The organism is Pseudomonas huaxiensis, assembly GCF_003231275.1.
Lineage (GTDB): Bacteria > Pseudomonadota > Gammaproteobacteria > Pseudomonadales > Pseudomonadaceae > Aquipseudomonas > Aquipseudomonas huaxiensis.
In genome coordinates this window covers 20,378-34,853 of record NZ_QKVL01000023.1, presented here as the reverse complement: position 1 = coordinate 34,853, position 14,476 = coordinate 20,378, and the positions used below count along the sequence as shown (strand labels likewise).

Annotated in this window: 12 protein-coding genes; 3 read left to right on the top strand and 9 right to left on the bottom strand. The window is 64.4% G+C overall.

Annotated elements, in window-relative coordinates; all coding sequences use genetic code 11:
* The first annotated feature begins 118 nt into the window (after positions 1-118).
* Genes DM374_RS21255 through DM374_RS21245 form a run of 3 tightly spaced genes read left to right on the top strand, consistent with a single transcriptional unit; the run spans position 119 to position 5,318 of the window.
* On the top strand, positions 119-1,210 hold the full coding sequence (locus DM374_RS21255) for an efflux RND transporter periplasmic adaptor subunit (protein ID WP_110971672.1): 1,092 nt from the start codon (positions 119-121) through the stop codon (positions 1,208-1,210).
* A complete protein-coding gene (locus DM374_RS21250) occupies positions 1,207-2,274 on the top strand; it encodes an efflux RND transporter periplasmic adaptor subunit (RefSeq protein WP_110971671.1) in 1,068 nt (355 codons plus the stop codon). The genes DM374_RS21255 and DM374_RS21250 overlap by 4 nt, the downstream gene beginning before the upstream one ends.
* On the top strand, positions 2,271-5,318 hold the full coding sequence (locus DM374_RS21245) for an efflux RND transporter permease subunit (RefSeq protein ID WP_110971670.1): 3,048 nt from the start codon (positions 2,271-2,273) through the stop codon (positions 5,316-5,318). The genes DM374_RS21250 and DM374_RS21245 overlap by 4 nt, the downstream gene beginning before the upstream one ends.
* Before the next feature lie 125 nt (positions 5,319-5,443).
* Here DM374_RS21245 and DM374_RS21235 read toward each other — a convergent pair whose 3' ends face one another.
* The 9 genes from DM374_RS21235 to tcyJ all read right to left on the bottom strand — a co-directional run bounded on the left by DM374_RS21235 (position 5,444) and on the right by tcyJ (position 14,395).
* Positions 5,444-6,088, bottom strand: coding sequence for a methionine ABC transporter permease (locus DM374_RS21235; protein WP_095159000.1), 645 nt, complete (start codon positions 6,086-6,088; stop codon positions 5,444-5,446).
* Positions 6,078-7,205 (bottom strand): methionine ABC transporter ATP-binding protein, encoded by a 1,128-nt coding sequence (locus DM374_RS21230; protein ID WP_110971669.1) that lies wholly within the window; start codon positions 7,203-7,205, stop codon positions 6,078-6,080. Before DM374_RS21230 ends, DM374_RS21235 begins: the two co-directional genes overlap by 11 nt.
* Position 7,206: 1 nt before the next feature.
* Positions 7,207-8,013 carry a MetQ/NlpA family ABC transporter substrate-binding protein gene (locus tag DM374_RS21225; protein ID WP_110971668.1) on the bottom strand — a complete coding sequence of 269 codons (807 nt, stop codon included), beginning with the start codon at positions 8,011-8,013 and terminating at the stop codon, positions 7,207-7,209.
* On the bottom strand, positions 8,006-9,412 hold the full coding sequence (locus DM374_RS21220; RefSeq protein WP_110971667.1) for an LLM class flavin-dependent oxidoreductase: 1,407 nt from the start codon (positions 9,410-9,412) through the stop codon (positions 8,006-8,008). Before DM374_RS21220 ends, DM374_RS21225 begins: the two co-directional genes overlap by 8 nt.
* Positions 9,412-10,617 carry an SfnB family sulfur acquisition oxidoreductase gene (locus tag DM374_RS21215; protein ID WP_110971666.1) on the bottom strand — a complete coding sequence of 402 codons (1,206 nt, stop codon included), beginning with the start codon at positions 10,615-10,617 and terminating at the stop codon, positions 9,412-9,414. Before DM374_RS21215 ends, DM374_RS21220 begins: the two co-directional genes overlap by 1 nt.
* A gap of 20 nt (positions 10,618-10,637) precedes the next feature.
* Entirely contained in the window at positions 10,638-11,879 is a 1,242-nt protein-coding gene (locus tag DM374_RS21210) for an SfnB family sulfur acquisition oxidoreductase (RefSeq protein ID WP_110971665.1), read from the bottom strand.
* A gap of 304 nt (positions 11,880-12,183) precedes the next feature.
* Complete coding sequence (gene tcyN / locus DM374_RS21205) at positions 12,184-12,933, bottom strand: L-cystine ABC transporter ATP-binding protein TcyN (RefSeq protein WP_110971664.1); 750 nt, start codon at positions 12,931-12,933, stop codon at positions 12,184-12,186.
* On the bottom strand, positions 12,930-13,604 hold the full coding sequence (gene tcyL, locus DM374_RS21200) for a cystine ABC transporter permease (RefSeq protein ID WP_110971663.1): 675 nt from the start codon (positions 13,602-13,604) through the stop codon (positions 12,930-12,932). Before tcyL ends, tcyN begins: the two co-directional genes overlap by 4 nt.
* A complete protein-coding gene (gene tcyJ, locus DM374_RS21195; protein WP_371929331.1) occupies positions 13,601-14,395 on the bottom strand; it encodes a cystine ABC transporter substrate-binding protein in 795 nt (264 codons plus the stop codon). Before tcyJ ends, tcyL begins: the two co-directional genes overlap by 4 nt.
* Positions 14,396-14,476 lie beyond the last annotated feature (81 nt).

The following is a 14,476-nucleotide window of genomic DNA, read 5'->3' as shown; positions in this document are numbered from 1 at the left end:
GACGTTGTTCACGAATTATGTAGGCCGGTTCCGATTGTTGTGTGAGCAGCTAGGGAACCCCTGATCTACGCTAACAGTCGCATTCACCATGTCGAACCGGCGCATGCAAGGAGCCAGCATGAAGTGGTCGCGTTCTTATTCGCTCGGCTGCATGGGCCTGATGCTCGTGTTGGCGGGCTGTGGCGAGAAGCCTGCCGTGGAGCCGCAACGACCCAGGGTTGCGGTGCAGAAGGTCGAGCCTGGTGATTTCGCCGCCGCGGTGACGCTGACCGGCGACGTCCAGGCGCGGGTGCACAGTGACCTGTCGTTTCGGGTCGGCGGCAAGATCATTTCCCGCACGGTCGATGTTGGCGACCACGTCAGCGCCAATCAGGTGCTGGCGCGGCTTGATCCGAAAGACCTGCAGACCGGTGTCGATTCGGCCAATGCCGAAGTCCTCGCGGCGCGGGCGCGGGTGACGCAGAGTTCCGCCGCCTTTGTGCGCCAGCAGAAGCTGCTGCCCAAGGGCTACACCAGCCAGAGCGAATACGATTCCGCCGAAGCTGCACTGCGCAGCAGCCAGAGCGCGCTGAAGGCCGCCGAGGCGCAACTGGCCAATGCCAGGGAACAACTCAGCTACACCGCGCTGGTGGCCGATGCGGCCGGGGTGATCACCGAGCGCCAGGCCGAGGTCGGCCAGGTGGTGCAGGCGACGGTGCCGATTTTCAGCCTGGCCCGCGATGGCGGCCGCGATGCGGTGTTCAACGTCTACGAGTCGCTGCTGCTGGCGCCGGCCAGCGCCGAGTCGATCACGGTAAGCCTGCTCGATAACCCGAAAATCCAGGCCAAGGGGCATGTCCGCGAGGTCACGCCGACGGTGTCGGCACAGAGCGGCACGGTGCAAGTGAAGATCGCCCTGGACGAGGTGCCGGCCGGGATGGAGCTGGGCTCGGCGGTCAGCGCCACTGGCAATCCACGGGGACGGCCAGGGGTGGAACTGCCGTGGTCGGCGTTGACCAAGGACCTGCGCGAGCCCGCCGTGTGGCTGGTGGATCAGGACAACAAGGTACGTCTGCAAAAGGTCACCGTCGGCCGCTACCTCACCGGCAAGGTGGTGGTCAGCGACGGCCTGGAAAGTGGCGAGTCGGTGGTGGTGCGCGGCGGGCAGTTGCTGCACCCGGGCATGCTGGTGGAAATCGCCGATAACGGTAAAGCCGGGGTGCAGCCATGAAGCCCGCGATCCTGCTGTTGGGCTGCCTGTCGCTGGTGGCCTGTGGCGAAAAGAAGGAGGCGCCGGAGCCGATCCGCCCGGTGCTGTCGATGCAGGTCCAGACCCAGGACCAGCTCGACCTCGGGCGTTTTGCCGGGACCATTCAGGCCCGCTATGAAAGTACCTTGGGCTTTCGTGTCGGCGGCCGCATCGCCCGCCGCGCAGTGGACGTCGGCAGCACAGTGAAGCCGGGCGATGTGCTCGCCAGCCTCGATCCCACCGACCAGCGCAACCAGGTGCGCGCCGCTGAAGGCGACCTGGCGCGGGTCCAGGCGCAGTGGATCAATGCCCAGGCCAATGCGCGTCGCCAGCAGCAATTGTATGACCGTGGCGTCGGCGCCCAGGCGCAACTGGACATCGCCCAGACCGACCTGAAAACCACCGGCGCCAGTCTTGAACAGGCCAAGGCGGCGTTGCAGCAGGCCCGCGACCAGCTCGGCTACAGCGAGCTGCGCACCGATCACGGCGCGGTGGTCACCGAATGGAAGGCCGAGGCCGGGCAGACCGTTAGCGCGGGCCAGGCGGTCGTGACCCTGGCGCGGCCTGACGTGAAGGAGGCGGTGATCGACCTGCCGACCCGCCTCGCCGACGAACTCTCCGAAGGCGTGGAATTCCGCGTTGCCGCGCAACTGGACAGCAACCTGAATACCACCGCCCAACTGCGCGAAATCGAGCCGCAGGCCGACGCCAGCACCCGCACCCGGCGCGCCCGGTTGACCCTGCACGAAACGCCCGAGGGCTTCCGCCTCGGCACGTCCATCAGCGTCACCCTCAGCTCGGCGGTGAAGCCGCGTAGCGAAGTGCCGGCCAGTGCCATTCAGGAGGTGGACGGCAAAACCCGGGTGTGGATCGTCGATACCCAACAAAAAGTGGTCAACCCGCGAGACGTGAACGTGCTCGAACGAGGCCCGGATGGGGTGCTGCTGGCCTCGGGGGTGCAGCCCGGTGAGCGGGTGGTCACCGCCGGCGTCAACAGCCTCAAGCCGGGGCAGAAGGTTTTGGTCGATGAGGACGAGTCCCGATGAAAGGAAGCTTCAACCTGTCCGAATGGGCACTCCGGCACCAATCCTTCGTCTGGTACCTGATGTTCGTCGCCTTGCTCATGGGGGTGTTTTCCTACCTCAACCTGGGCCGTGAAGAAGACCCGTCGTTCACCATCAAGACCATGGTGATCCAGACCCGCTGGCCGGGTGCGACCCAGGACGAAACCCTGCTGCAGGTCACCGACCGCATCGAGAAAAAACTCGAAGAGCTGGACTCCCTCGACTACGTGAAGAGCTACACCCGGCCCGGTGAATCGACGGTCTACGTCAACCTGCGCGACACCACCAAGGCCGGCGACATCCCGCAGATCTGGTACCAGGTGCGCAAGAAGATCCAGGACATTCGCGGCGAGTTTCCCCAGGGCATTCAGGGCCCCGGTTTCAACGATGAATTCGGCGATGTGTTCGGCTCGATCTACGCCTTCACCGCCGACGGCCTGAGCATGCGCGAACTGCGTGACTACGTGGAGCGGGTGCGCGCGGAAATCCGCGAGGTGCCGAACCTGGGCAAGGTCGAGATGATCGGCACCCAGGACGAGGTGCTTTACCTGAACTTCTCCACCCGCAAGCTGGCGGCGCTGGGCATCGATCAACGTCAGGTGGTGCAGGCCCTGCAGGCGCAGAACGCGGTGACGCCAGCGGGGGTGATCGAGGCCGGGCCGGAACGGATTTCGGTGCGCACCAGCGGCCAGTTCGCCTCGGAAAAAGACCTCGCCGAGGTCAATCTACGGCTCGACGACCGCTTCTACCGCCTGGCCGATATCGCCGAGATTCGCCGTGGCTACACCGATCCGCCGACGGTGCAATTCCGCTACAACGGCCAGCAAGCGATTGGCCTGGCCATCGGCATGAAGTCCGGCGGCAACATGCAGGTGTTCGGCCAGGACCTGCGCAAGAAGATGGACAGCGTCATTACCGAGCTGCCGGTCGGGGTCGGGGTATTCACCGTGTCCGACCAGGCGGTGGTGGTGAAGGAGGCGGTCGGCGGCTTCACCAGCGCGCTGTTCGAGGCGGTGGTGATCGTGCTGCTGGTGAGTTTCGTCAGCCTCGGTCTGCGCGCCGGGCTGGTGGTGGCCTGCTCGATCCCGCTGGTGCTGGCGATGGTCTTCGTGTTCATGGAATACAGCGGCATCACCATGCAGCGGATTTCCCTGGGTGCGCTGATCATTGCGCTGGGCCTGCTGGTGGACGACGCGATGATCACCGTCGAGGTGATGGTTACGCGCCTGGAAATGGGCGAGAGCAAGGAGCAGGCGGCGACGTTCGCCTACACCTCGACCGCCTTCCCGATGCTCACCGGCACCCTGGTGACCGTGGCCGGGTTTGTGCCGATTGGCCTCAATGCCAGTTCGGCGGGGGAGTACACCTTCACCCTGTTCGCGGTGATCGCCGTGGCGCTGCTGGTGTCGTGGATCGTCGCCGTGCTGTTCGCCCCGGTGCTGGGCGTGCACCTGCTCAACATCAAACCCAAGGTGCATGAAGAAGAGCCGGGCCGGGTTGGCCGCGCCTTTGCCGGCGGCTTGCTGTGGAGTATGCGTCACCGCTGGCTGACCATCGGCGGCACCATCGTGCTGTTCGCCCTGGCGATTTTCTGCATGCGCTTCGTGCAGAACCAGTTCTTCCCGTCCTCGGACCGTCCGGAACTGCTGGTGGACATCAACCTGCCGCAGAACGCCTCGATCGAAGAAACCCGCAAGGTGGTTGATCGCCTCGAATCCACCTTCAAGGATGACCCGGACATTGCCCACTGGAGCACCTACATCGGCCAGGGCGCGGTGCGTTTCTACCTGCCGCTGGACCAGCAACTGCAAAACCCCTACTACGCGCAATTGGTGGTGGTGAGCAAAGGCCTGGAGTCCCGCGAAGCGCTCAAGGCGCGCTTGCAGAAACGCCTGCGTGACGAATTCGTCGGCATCGGCAGCAACGTTCAGTCACTGGAAATGGGCCCGCCCGTTGGGCGGCCGATTCAGTATCGGGTCAGCGGCAAGGACATCGATCTGGTGCGCAAACACGCCATCGAGCTGGCGACCTTGCTCGACAGCAACCCGCACATCGGCGACATGATTTACGACTGGAACGAGCCGGGCAAAGTGCTGCGGATCGACATCGCCCAGGACAAGGCGCGGCAGCTCGGGTTGTCGTCGGAAGACGTGGCCAATGTGATGAACAGCATCGTCAGCGGCGTGCCGGTGACCGAGGTGCACGACAACATCTACCTGATCGACGTGGTGGCCCGCGCCGAAGACAGCGAGCGCGGTTCGCCGCAGACGTTGCAGAACCTGCAGATCGTCACCCCCAACGGCACCTCGATTCCGCTGCTGGCGTTCGCCACCGTGCGCTACGAACTGGAGCAACCGCTGGTGTGGCGGCGTGACCGCAAACCGACCATCACCATCAAGGCCTCGGTCCGCGACGAGATCCAGCCGACCGATCTGGTGGCCCAGCTCAAACCGAAGATTGAAGAATTCGCCAGCAAGCTGCCGGTGGGTTACGAAGTGGCGACGGGCGGCACGGTGGAAGAAAGCAGCAAGGCCCAGGGCCCGATCGCCAAAGTGATACCGCTGATGCTATTCCTCATGGCGACGTTCCTGATGATCCAGTTGCACAGCGTGCAGAAGCTGTTCCTGGTGGCGAGCGTGGCGCCGCTGGGGCTGATCGGCGTGGTCATCGCGCTGGTGCCGACGGGGACGCCGATGGGTTTCGTGGCGATCCTCGGGATATTGGCGCTGATCGGCATCATCATCCGTAACTCGGTGATCCTCGTGACCCAGATCGACGAGTACGAGGCCCAGGGTTACACGCCGTGGGATGCCGTACTGGAAGCCACCAACCACCGCCGCCGCCCGATCCTTCTCACCGCTGCGGCGGCGAGCCTGGGCATGATCCCGATTGCCCGGGAAGTGTTCTGGGGGCCGATGGCCTACGCGATGATTGGCGGGATTATTGTCGCGACCTTGCTGACGCTGCTGTTTTTGCCGGCGCTGTATGTGGCCTGGTACAAGATTCGGGAGCCGGAGAGGGCTTGATCTGGGGTTGATGGTGTTTTTTAGGGCCTCATCGCTGGCAAGCCAGCTCCCACAGGGGCAGTGCAACTCTCAAGACTTGTGCTGAACCTGTGGGAGCTGGCTTGCCAGCGATGAGGCCAAAATGATCACCGCTTATTCAACCGCTGCGCCAACCGGTCCCCACTCACCTGAATCAACGCCACCAGCACCACCAGCATGACGATCACGGTCAGCATGATCTGGGTATCGAAGCGCTGGTAGCCATAGCGGTAGGCGATGTCGCCCAACCCGCCTGCGCCGATGGCGCCGGCCATGGCCGAGGAGTTGATCATGGTCACCAGGGTGATGGTGAAACCACCCACTATTCCCGGCAACGCCTCGGGCAACAGCACATGCCAGACGATATGCCAGCGCCGGCAACCCATGGCCTGCGCCGCTTCGATCAGGCCGTGGTCGACTTCGCGCAGGCTGACTTCGGCAATCCGGGCGAAGAACGGTGTAGCGGCAATAGTCAGTGGTACGACCGCCGCCCACACGCCGTAGGTGGTGCCGACGATCAGCCGGGTGAAGGGGATCAGCGCGACCATCAGGATCAAGAACGGAATCGAGCGGAACAGGTTGACGAACACGCCGAGCACGCGGTTCACGTTTGGCGCTTCGAAGATGCCGCCCTTGCCGCTGGTGACCAGGATCACCGCCAGCGGAATGCCCGCCAGCAGCGCGATCAGTGAGGACACGCCGACCATCAGCAGGGTGTCGACGACGCCCTGCAACAAACGATCAAACCACATAGCCAAGTACCTCTACCTGCGCGGCCCAGTCGCGGGCCCGTTCGATGATGCTGTCGTGGGTGTGGGGCGACCCCGCGACCGAGATCACCAACTGGCCGAGGGCACGGTCCTGGATCGGTTCGATGCCGCCCTGCAACAGGCTGACTTTGCCGCCAAGGGCCACGAACAGCGCCGACAGGTCCGGCGCTTCGCGGTCCTGGCCGCTGACCCGCAAGCGCAGAACCAGCGTCGCCCGCGCGTCCGGTGCGGTGGGCAGCAGACGCTCCAGCAGCGCTGACGGCAAGGCCGGCTGCAACGGCGCTAGCAGGGTTTTGCTGACGTCGTGCTGCGGGTCGCCGAACACTTGCCAGACTTCGCCCTGCTCGACCACACGCCCGCGCTCCAGTACCACCACGCGGTGGCAGATATCGCGGATCACCGCCATTTCGTGGGTGATGAGGACGATGGTCAGGCCGAGGCGCTGGTTGATGTCGCGCAGCAGGCCAAGGATCGATTCGGTGGTCTCCGGGTCGAGCGCCGAGGTGGCTTCGTCGCAGAGCAGGATCGCCGGGTCATGCACCAGCGCGCGGGCGATGCCGACGCGCTGTTTCTGCCCGCCGGAAAGCTGCGCCGGATAGACGTGATGCTTCTCCTGCAACCCCACCAGCTCCAGCAGTTCGGTGACCTTGCGCTGGCGCTCGGCCTTGGGCACGCCGGCCACTTTCAGCGGCAGCTCGACGTTCTGCCACACGGTCTTGGCCGACATCAGGTTGAAGTGCTGGAAGATCATGCCGATGCGTCGGCGCAGGGCGACCAGCTTGTCCTCGTCGTACCCGGCGATGTCCACCTGGTCGATCAACACGCGGCCGCTGCTGGGTTGTTCCAGGCGGTTGATGGTGCGGATCAGCGACGACTTGCCGGCGCCGCTGCGGCCGATGATGCCGAAGATTTCGCCGTGCTGGATGTTCAGGTCGATATCAGCCAGGGCCGGGGCGTCCTGCCCCGGGTAGGTCTTGTTGAGGCTGACGAAGCGCACATGGGCGCTGTTCAGTTCAGGATGCAGCGCCCGCTGCCGGGTCTGCCGGGGTTCCGACAGGCTCGGCGAGTCCAGCGCCACACGGGCGTTGGCGGTGCTCATCTCAGCTCTCCCAGCCCGGCTGGTACAGCTTGCCGTGGGCCTTGTCGAGGGCGGCGCGAACCACCGGCGAGTGCTGGTAGATGTCGATGAACTTGGCCAGGCGCGGGTCGTCCTTGTTTTGCGGCTTGATGACGAACTGGATCACGTATTCCTTGTGATCGATGCCGTCGAACAGCAGCGCGGAGCCGGCATCGAAAGTGTTGGCCAGGCGGATGTAGTGCGGGTAGCCCTGGACCAGGTCGGCGTCTTCATAGGCGCGAACCAGTTGCACCGCTTCGACCTGAAGGATCTTGATCTTCTTCGGGTTGCCGACGATGTCGTCCTCGGTGGCCTTGTAGCCGACACCCGGCTTGAGGCTGATCAGGCCGGCCTTGGCCAGCAGTTGCAGACCGCGACCGCCGTTGATCGGGTCGTTGGCGATGGCCACGGTGGCGCCTTCCGGCAGCTCGGCGAAGCTCTTGTACTTCTTCGAGTAGAGGCCGACGTTGTTGATGATGCCGGGGGCGTAGGGCACCAGGTCGAAACCGGCGGCGGACTTGGCGTTTTCCAGGAACGGGATGTGCTGGAAGTAGTTCACGTCGATGTCGCCGGCGGCGAGGCTGACGTTGGGCGCGATCCAGTCGCTGAACTCGATCAGCTCGACGTTCAGCCCCTGTTTCTTCGCTTCGCCGACCGCCGCTTCCAGCGGGATGGCGAAGGCGGCGGTGGTGCCGACTTTCAGCGGGGCATCGGCGGCGTGGCTGGTGCCGATCAGGCCGAGGGTGAGGGCGAGTGCCGCGACGGGGCGGCCGAAAAGGGTCTTAAGCATGCTGTAGCGCTCCGGTCGGTTGGGCGGTCGTGGTCGGTTGGGCGTTGTGGCGATAGCCGGCGCCAGGGTGGTCGGCAGGCAGGTGGGCAGTGCCCTGCGGGAACAGCTTCTGTCGCAGTGGGCCGTTGTCGTAGGCGGTCTTGTACGAGCCGCGGCGTTGCAGCTCGGGGATCACCAGGTCGATGAAGTCTTCGTAGCTTTCCGGGGTCACCGTGCGGGCCAGGTTGAAGCCGTCCAGGCCGGTTTCGGCGATCCAGCTTTCCAGCTCGTCGGCGACCTGCTCGGGCGAGCCGATCAGGGTGATGTAGCGCCCGCCGAGCGCGTGTTGGTCGAGCAGGCGGCGGCGTGTCCAGTCGTTGTTTTGCAGGTGCTTGGTCGCGGACTGGATGGCGTTGCTCTTCACGTACTGGATCGGTTCGTCCAGCTCGTATGCCGAGAAGTCGATGCCGGTGGAGCTGGAGAAATGCGCGACGCCGGCTTCGGCGCTGGCATGGCGCTGGTATTCGGCGTGCTTGGCACGGGCCAGTTCTTCGGTCGCGGCGACGATCACCGTGATGCCCATGAACACCTTGATCGCGTCACCCTCACGCCCGGCGGCGACAGCAGCGGCGCGCACCTTGTCGACCTGGGCACGGGTCGCGGCCTTGGTCTGGCCGCTGATGAACACGCACTCGGCGTGGTTGCCGGCGAAGGTCAAGCCACGCTCCGACGCACCGGCCTGGAACAGCACTGGCGTGCGTTGTGGCGACGGCTCGCTGAGGTGATAGCCCTCGACCTTGTAGAACTCGCCGTGATGGCGAACCTTGTGCACCTTGTCTGGCTGGGCGTAGATGCGCTGTTCGCGGTCGTTGAGCACCGCGTCGTTTTCCCAACTGCCTTCGAGCAGTTTGTAGAGCACTTCCAGGTATTCGTCGGCCTGGTCGTAGCGGCGGTCGTGTTCGGGTTGTGCGTCGAGGCCCATGGCCTTGGCCGCACTGTCCAGGTAGCCGGTGACGATGTTCCAGCCGACCCGGCCACGGCTCAGGTGGTCGAGGGTGGAAAGGCGCCGGGCGAACAGGTATGGCGGCTCATAGGTGAGGTTGGCGGTGAGGCCGAAACCCAAGTTGCGGGTGACTGCGGCCATGGCCGAGACCAGCAGCAGCGGGTCGTTGACTGGCAACTGGATCGACTCTTTCAGCGGCACTTCCACCGACTGCTGGTAGACGTCGTAGACGCCGACGATATCGGCCAGGAACAGCCCGTCGAACAGCCCGCGTTCCAGCAGTTTTGCCAGTTCGGTCCAGTATTCGAGGGTCTTGTACTCGCTGGAGGTATCCCGCGGATGGGTCCACAGGCCGTGGTTGATGTGGCCGACGCAGTTCATGTTGAAGGCGTTGAGCAGAATCTTTTTCTTGGCCATCAGATGGTCCCCCGCAACGGTGGGTTCTGATCGTTGAGGTAGTAGTTGCCGATGGCGTGGTACTTCCAGCGCACCGGGTCGTGCAGGGTGTGGGTGCGGGCGTTGCGCCAGTGGCGGTCCAGGCCGTGTTCGGCGAGGGTGGCCTGGCTGCCGGCCAGTTCGAACAGGGTGCTGCCGGCGGCCAGGGAAATTTCGGTGCTGAGGGCGCGGGCTTCGGCCACGGCGATGGATGCGGCGGCAACGGTGTCGGCGTTGGGGTTGGCCTGGGCGCGGTCGAGGAATTCGCCAGCGCGTTCCAGCAGGGCTTCGGTGGCGTGCAGACGGATCGCCAGGTGGCCGAAAGTCTTCAGGCTCAGCGGGTCTTCGGTGGCTTTGTCGCTGCTGGCGTCGATCCACGGCCGGGTGCGGGTGCGCACGAAGTGCAGGGCATCTTCATAGGCGGCGCGGGCGATGCCGGTGTCGATGGCGGCGTGGAGAATCTGCGCCAGCGGACCGACCGGGGTCGGCCGCTCGAACGCGCTCTGGAACGGCACCACATCCGTGGCCTCGACCCGGACGTTATCGAACACCACCGAACCGCTACCGGTGGTGCGCTGGCCGAAGCCGCTCCAATCATCGATGACCTTCAGTCCGGCGCTGTCGGCGGGGACGAAGGCCAGTTGCTGCACGCCGTGTTCATCCACCACCGAGGTGGGAATGCGCTGAGCATAGATCGCGCCGGTGGCGTAGAACTTGCGGCCGTTGATGCGGTAGCCGTCACCGTCGCGGGTCAGCGCGGTGGTGCGGACGTTGGCGGTCTTGGTGCCCAACTCGGCGAGGGCGTTGCCGAAGCGTTTGCCGGCCAGCACTTCGGCGTACAGGCGTTGCTGTTGCTCCGGAGTGCCGTTCACGCGCAGCACTTCCAGTCCGTAGAAATGGTTTTGCGGAATCTGTCCCAGCGACGAGTCGGCCTGGGCGATGCGGGCGACGACCTTGGCCAGGGTGACGTTGGATACGCCGGCGCCGCCGAAGGCTTTCGGCACGCTGATGCCCCACAGGCCGGAGCGGGTGAACAGCTCCAGTTCCGGGCGTGGCAGGCGCCGTTCACGGTCGCGCAGGGCGCTGTCGAGTTGCAGTTGGCCAGCGATCTGCTCGGCGATGGCCAGCGCCTCGGCGTCATTGGTGATGACTGCCACGGCGTCGTGCGGTTGCGAATGAAGGCTCATTAGGGGCTCCAGTGGTCTGGTCAAATCCAGGAGTGCCGGGCGGGCAGGGTTCCGTTGAGGTGGTAGGCGCCGACGGCGTGGTATTTCCAGCGCACCGGGTCGTGCAGGGTGTGCACCCGCGCATTGCGCCAGTGCCGGTCGAGGTTGAACTCGGCGAGGGTGGCGCGGCTGCCGGACAGTTCCAGGAGCTTCTCGCTGGCCAGCAGGGAGATTTCGGTGGTCAGCACCTTGGCCTCGGCCACGGCGATGGAGGCGCGGGCGGCAGAAGCGGCGTCGATCGGCGAGGCGTTAACGTCATCCAGCACCCGCGCGGCTTTCGTCAGCAGGGCCTGGGCGGCGTGCAGTTCGAGTTTCAGGCGACCGATATCGGCGATCACATAGGGGTCGTCGCTGGCGCGCTCGACACCGGCATCGACCCAGGGCCGGGCCTTTTCGCGGACGAAAGCGATGGCGTCTTCCACCGCGGCTTCGGCAATGCCGGCGTCGATGGCGGCCTGGATCAGTTGCGAGACCGAGCCCTGGATATTCGGGGTGTCCGCGAGGCGCCAGCTTTCCACGACCAGCTCGGCGTCCACCGGCACTTCGTTGAGCAACACGGTGCCGCTGGCGGTGGTGCGCTGGCCGAAGCCGGACCAGTCGTCGACGATGCGCAGGCCCGGGGTGCCACGACGAACGAAGGCCAGCACCGCGCGGCCTTCGTCGTTCAGCGCCTTGACCGCCACCCAGTGGGCGAACAGCGCGCCGGTGGAATAGAACTTCTGGCCGCTGATGACATAGCCATCGCCCTGACGGGTGATCCGGGCCTTGAGTTCGAGGGTGTTTTTGGTGCCGCGTTCGGGGCCGGCATTGCCGATCCGCCAGCCGTCGATCACCGAGCCGAACAGCACTTCTTTCTGCCGGTCGTTGGCGGCGCCGCGCAGCAGTTGCAGCAGGCCGAACTGGTTTTGCGGGATTTGCCCCAGCGCCGGGTCGGCCGCACTGATGATGCGGAACACCTCGGCAATGGTGACGAAGGAAAGCTGTGGACCGCCGTATTCACGCGGGATGCTGATACTGCCCAGGCCGCTGCGGGTGAACTGCTCGACTTCGGCCCAGGGCAGCTTGCGCTGCTGGTCGCGTTTGCCGGCTTGTGGGCGGGCGGCGGCGGCCAGTTCGTGGGCGGCTTGCAGGGCCTCGGCATCGTTGCGCAGGACCTTGGCGGGGAGCAGCAATGGCGCGTGATCCAGATCGCTGTGGACGGCGTTATTGGCAAGACTGGACATGACCTGACCTCATCTATGGAAACGTCGCGTGCGTGCAGCGACTGAAAATACGTGGGGTCCGGTGGTCCGGTGCATATACCGTAATCGTTTATAAAAATTTAATGAACTAACGATTGGGAATATGGATAGACAGAGGAGTGTTGCTGTTGCAACAGGGGATCAACAGTTTGTGGGTGGGGGGATTTGTGGTGCTCTTGAGGGCCTCATCGCTGCGGTTCGGCGCCCCGACAAGCCAGCTCCCACAGGGTGCTGTGCACGCCGACCTTGTGGGAGCTGGCTTGCCAGCGATGAGGCCCTCAGATGCTCAGACCGACCCAAGAATTTTGCCGAGAAACTGCCGCGTCCGCTCATGCTGCGGATTGGCAAACAGCGCCTTAGCCTCGCCCTGCTCGACGATCACGCCCTTGTCGAAAAAGATCACCCGATTGGCGACGTCGCGGGCGAAGTTCATTTCGTGGGTGACGATGATCATCGTGCGCTTCTCTTCGGCCAGGCCGCGAATGGTCGCGAGCACTTCGCCCACCAGCTCCGGGTCGAGCGCCGAGGTGGGTTCATCGAAGAGGATCACTTGCGGCTCCATCGCCAAGGCGCGAGCAATGGCGACCCGCTGCTGCTGACCGCCGGAGAGGCGGCGCGGATAGGCATCTTCCTTGCCCGCCAGACCGACCTTGGCCAGCAACGCGCGGCCCAGGGCTTCGGCCTTGTCGCGGGGAGTCTTCTTCACCACCACCGGGCCTTCGATGACGTTTTCCAGGGCGGTGCGATGGGGGAACAGGTTGAAGTTCTGGAAGACGAAACCGACCTGCTGACGCAAGCGCCGGATCAGCCCGGTCTGCTGGCTGAGCGGACGCCCGCCATCGATCTCGATATCACCGACGCGGATCACGCCGCTGTCGGGGGTTTCCAGCAGGTTAAGGCAGCGCAGGAAGGTGGTCTTGCCTGAGCCGCTGGGGCCGATGATGGCGATGACCTCGCCGGGCTCGACGGTCAGGTCGATGTCCTTGAGCACGGTCTGGCCGTTGAACTGTTTGTTCAGCCGTTGTACCTGGATCATCGTCGCGGCTCCTCGTCATGACGGTTGACCCGCGTTTCCATGCGGTGCTGAACGTGGGCGAGGACGCTGCAGAGAATCCAGTAGATGACCGCCACCGCGAGGTACATGGTGAAGACTTCAAAGGTGCGTGCGGTGATCAGTTGCGCCTGGCGGAACAGTTCGGGCACCTGGATAGTGGCCGCCAGGGCGGTGTCCTTGACCAGCGAAATGAAGCTGTTGCCCAGCGGCGGCAAGGCGGTGCGCAGGGCTTGTGGCAGGATCGCCCGGCGCATCGCCTGGGTACGGGTCATGCCGATGCTGGCCGCCGCTTCCCATTGGCCGCGGTCGATCGACGAGATTGCTGCGCGCAGAATTTCGCAGATGTACGCAGCCATGTTCAGCGACAGGCCGATCAATGACGCCGGGATCGGATCGAGTTCGATACCGATCTGCGGCATGCCGAAATAGATCACGAACAACTGCACCAGCAGCGGCGTACCGCGAAAGAACGACACGTAGATCCGCGCCGGCCAGTCCAGCAGCGGTGTCTTCGACAGGCGCATCAGTGCCAGGGCAAAGCCGAGCACCAGGCCGAAGAACATGCCGCCGACACTGAGCAGCACCGTGTAGCCAGCGCCCTTCAGCAGGAAGGGCGTGGAGTCGGCAACGAGTTGCAGGCTTTCAGCGATCATTGGGTGACATCGGCACCGAAGTATTTCTCCGACAGCTTGGTCAGCGTGCCGTCAGCCCGCAGCGTGTCCAGCGCTTTGTTGATGGCGTCGAGCAGTTCCGGCTCGCCCTTGCGCAACGCGACGCCCGACTCCAGACGCGAGAAGGCGGCGCCGGCGAGTTCGGTGTCCTTGGCTTTCTGGGCGTATTCGAGGGCGGCAAGGCGGTCGATCAGGATGGCGTCGATGCGGCCGTTGCGCAGGTCGGCGAACTTGCTGGGGTCATCCTCGTAGGTGCGCACGTCGGCCTTTGGCACGTCCTGCTTGACCCATTGTTCGTAGTTGGTGCCCAGGCCGACGCCGACTTTCTTGCCGGCCAGGTCGGCGGCGGCATTGATATTCAGTTCCGCAGCCTTTTTCTTCAGGATCAGCGCCTGGATGCCGGACACGGTGTAGGGCTTGGAGAAGTCGTATTTTTTCTTGCGCTCTTCGGAGATCGTCACCTGGTTGACCACCACGTCCAGGCGCTTGGACTCCAGGGCGGCGAGGATGCCGTCCCATTTGGTTGGCTGCACCTTGGCCTTGACCCCCAGTTGCTTGGCCAGGGCTTCGGACAGTTCCACCTCGAAACCGGTGAGCTTGCCGTCGGCATCGACGAAGCTGAAGGGCGGGTAGGTGCCTTCCAGGCCGATATTGATGACACCCTTGTCCTTGATGGTCTGCAACTGCTCGCCGGCGATGGCCTGGCTGAGCACGCTGGCGCCCAGAACAATGCCGGCGCCGATACCCAGAATGCGCTTGGTGAAAACGGAAATCGTCATGCCCTGTCCCCAGTCTTGTTGTGAAAGTGGTGGTGACTATAGGGCGCGATTCATAGAGTCAAAAATAATAAAAAA

Coding starts and splice junctions, on each gene's coding strand:
- DM374_RS21230 (WP_110971669.1), bottom strand. CDS start 7,205: ATGAGCACCGCCAACGCCCGTGTGGCGCTGGACTCGCCGAGCCTGTCG.
- DM374_RS21210 (WP_110971665.1), bottom strand. CDS start 11,879: ATGTCCAGTCTTGCCAATAACGCCGTCCACAGCGATCTGGATCACGCG.
- DM374_RS21215 (WP_110971666.1), bottom strand. CDS start 10,617: ATGAGCCTTCATTCGCAACCGCACGACGCCGTGGCAGTCATCACCAAT.
- DM374_RS21255 (WP_110971672.1), top strand. CDS start 119: ATGAAGTGGTCGCGTTCTTATTCGCTCGGCTGCATGGGCCTGATGCTC.
- DM374_RS21245 (WP_110971670.1), top strand. CDS start 2,271: ATGAAAGGAAGCTTCAACCTGTCCGAATGGGCACTCCGGCACCAATCC.
- DM374_RS21225 (WP_110971668.1), bottom strand. CDS start 8,013: ATGCTTAAGACCCTTTTCGGCCGCCCCGTCGCGGCACTCGCCCTCACC.
- DM374_RS21220 (WP_110971667.1), bottom strand. CDS start 9,412: ATGGCCAAGAAAAAGATTCTGCTCAACGCCTTCAACATGAACTGCGTC.
- tcyN (WP_110971664.1), bottom strand. CDS start 12,933: ATGATCCAGGTACAACGGCTGAACAAACAGTTCAACGGCCAGACCGTG.
- tcyL (WP_110971663.1), bottom strand. CDS start 13,604: ATGATCGCTGAAAGCCTGCAACTCGTTGCCGACTCCACGCCCTTCCTG.
- DM374_RS21250 (WP_110971671.1), top strand. CDS start 1,207: ATGAAGCCCGCGATCCTGCTGTTGGGCTGCCTGTCGCTGGTGGCCTGT.
- DM374_RS21235 (WP_095159000.1), bottom strand. CDS start 6,088: ATGTGGTTTGATCGTTTGTTGCAGGGCGTCGTCGACACCCTGCTGATG.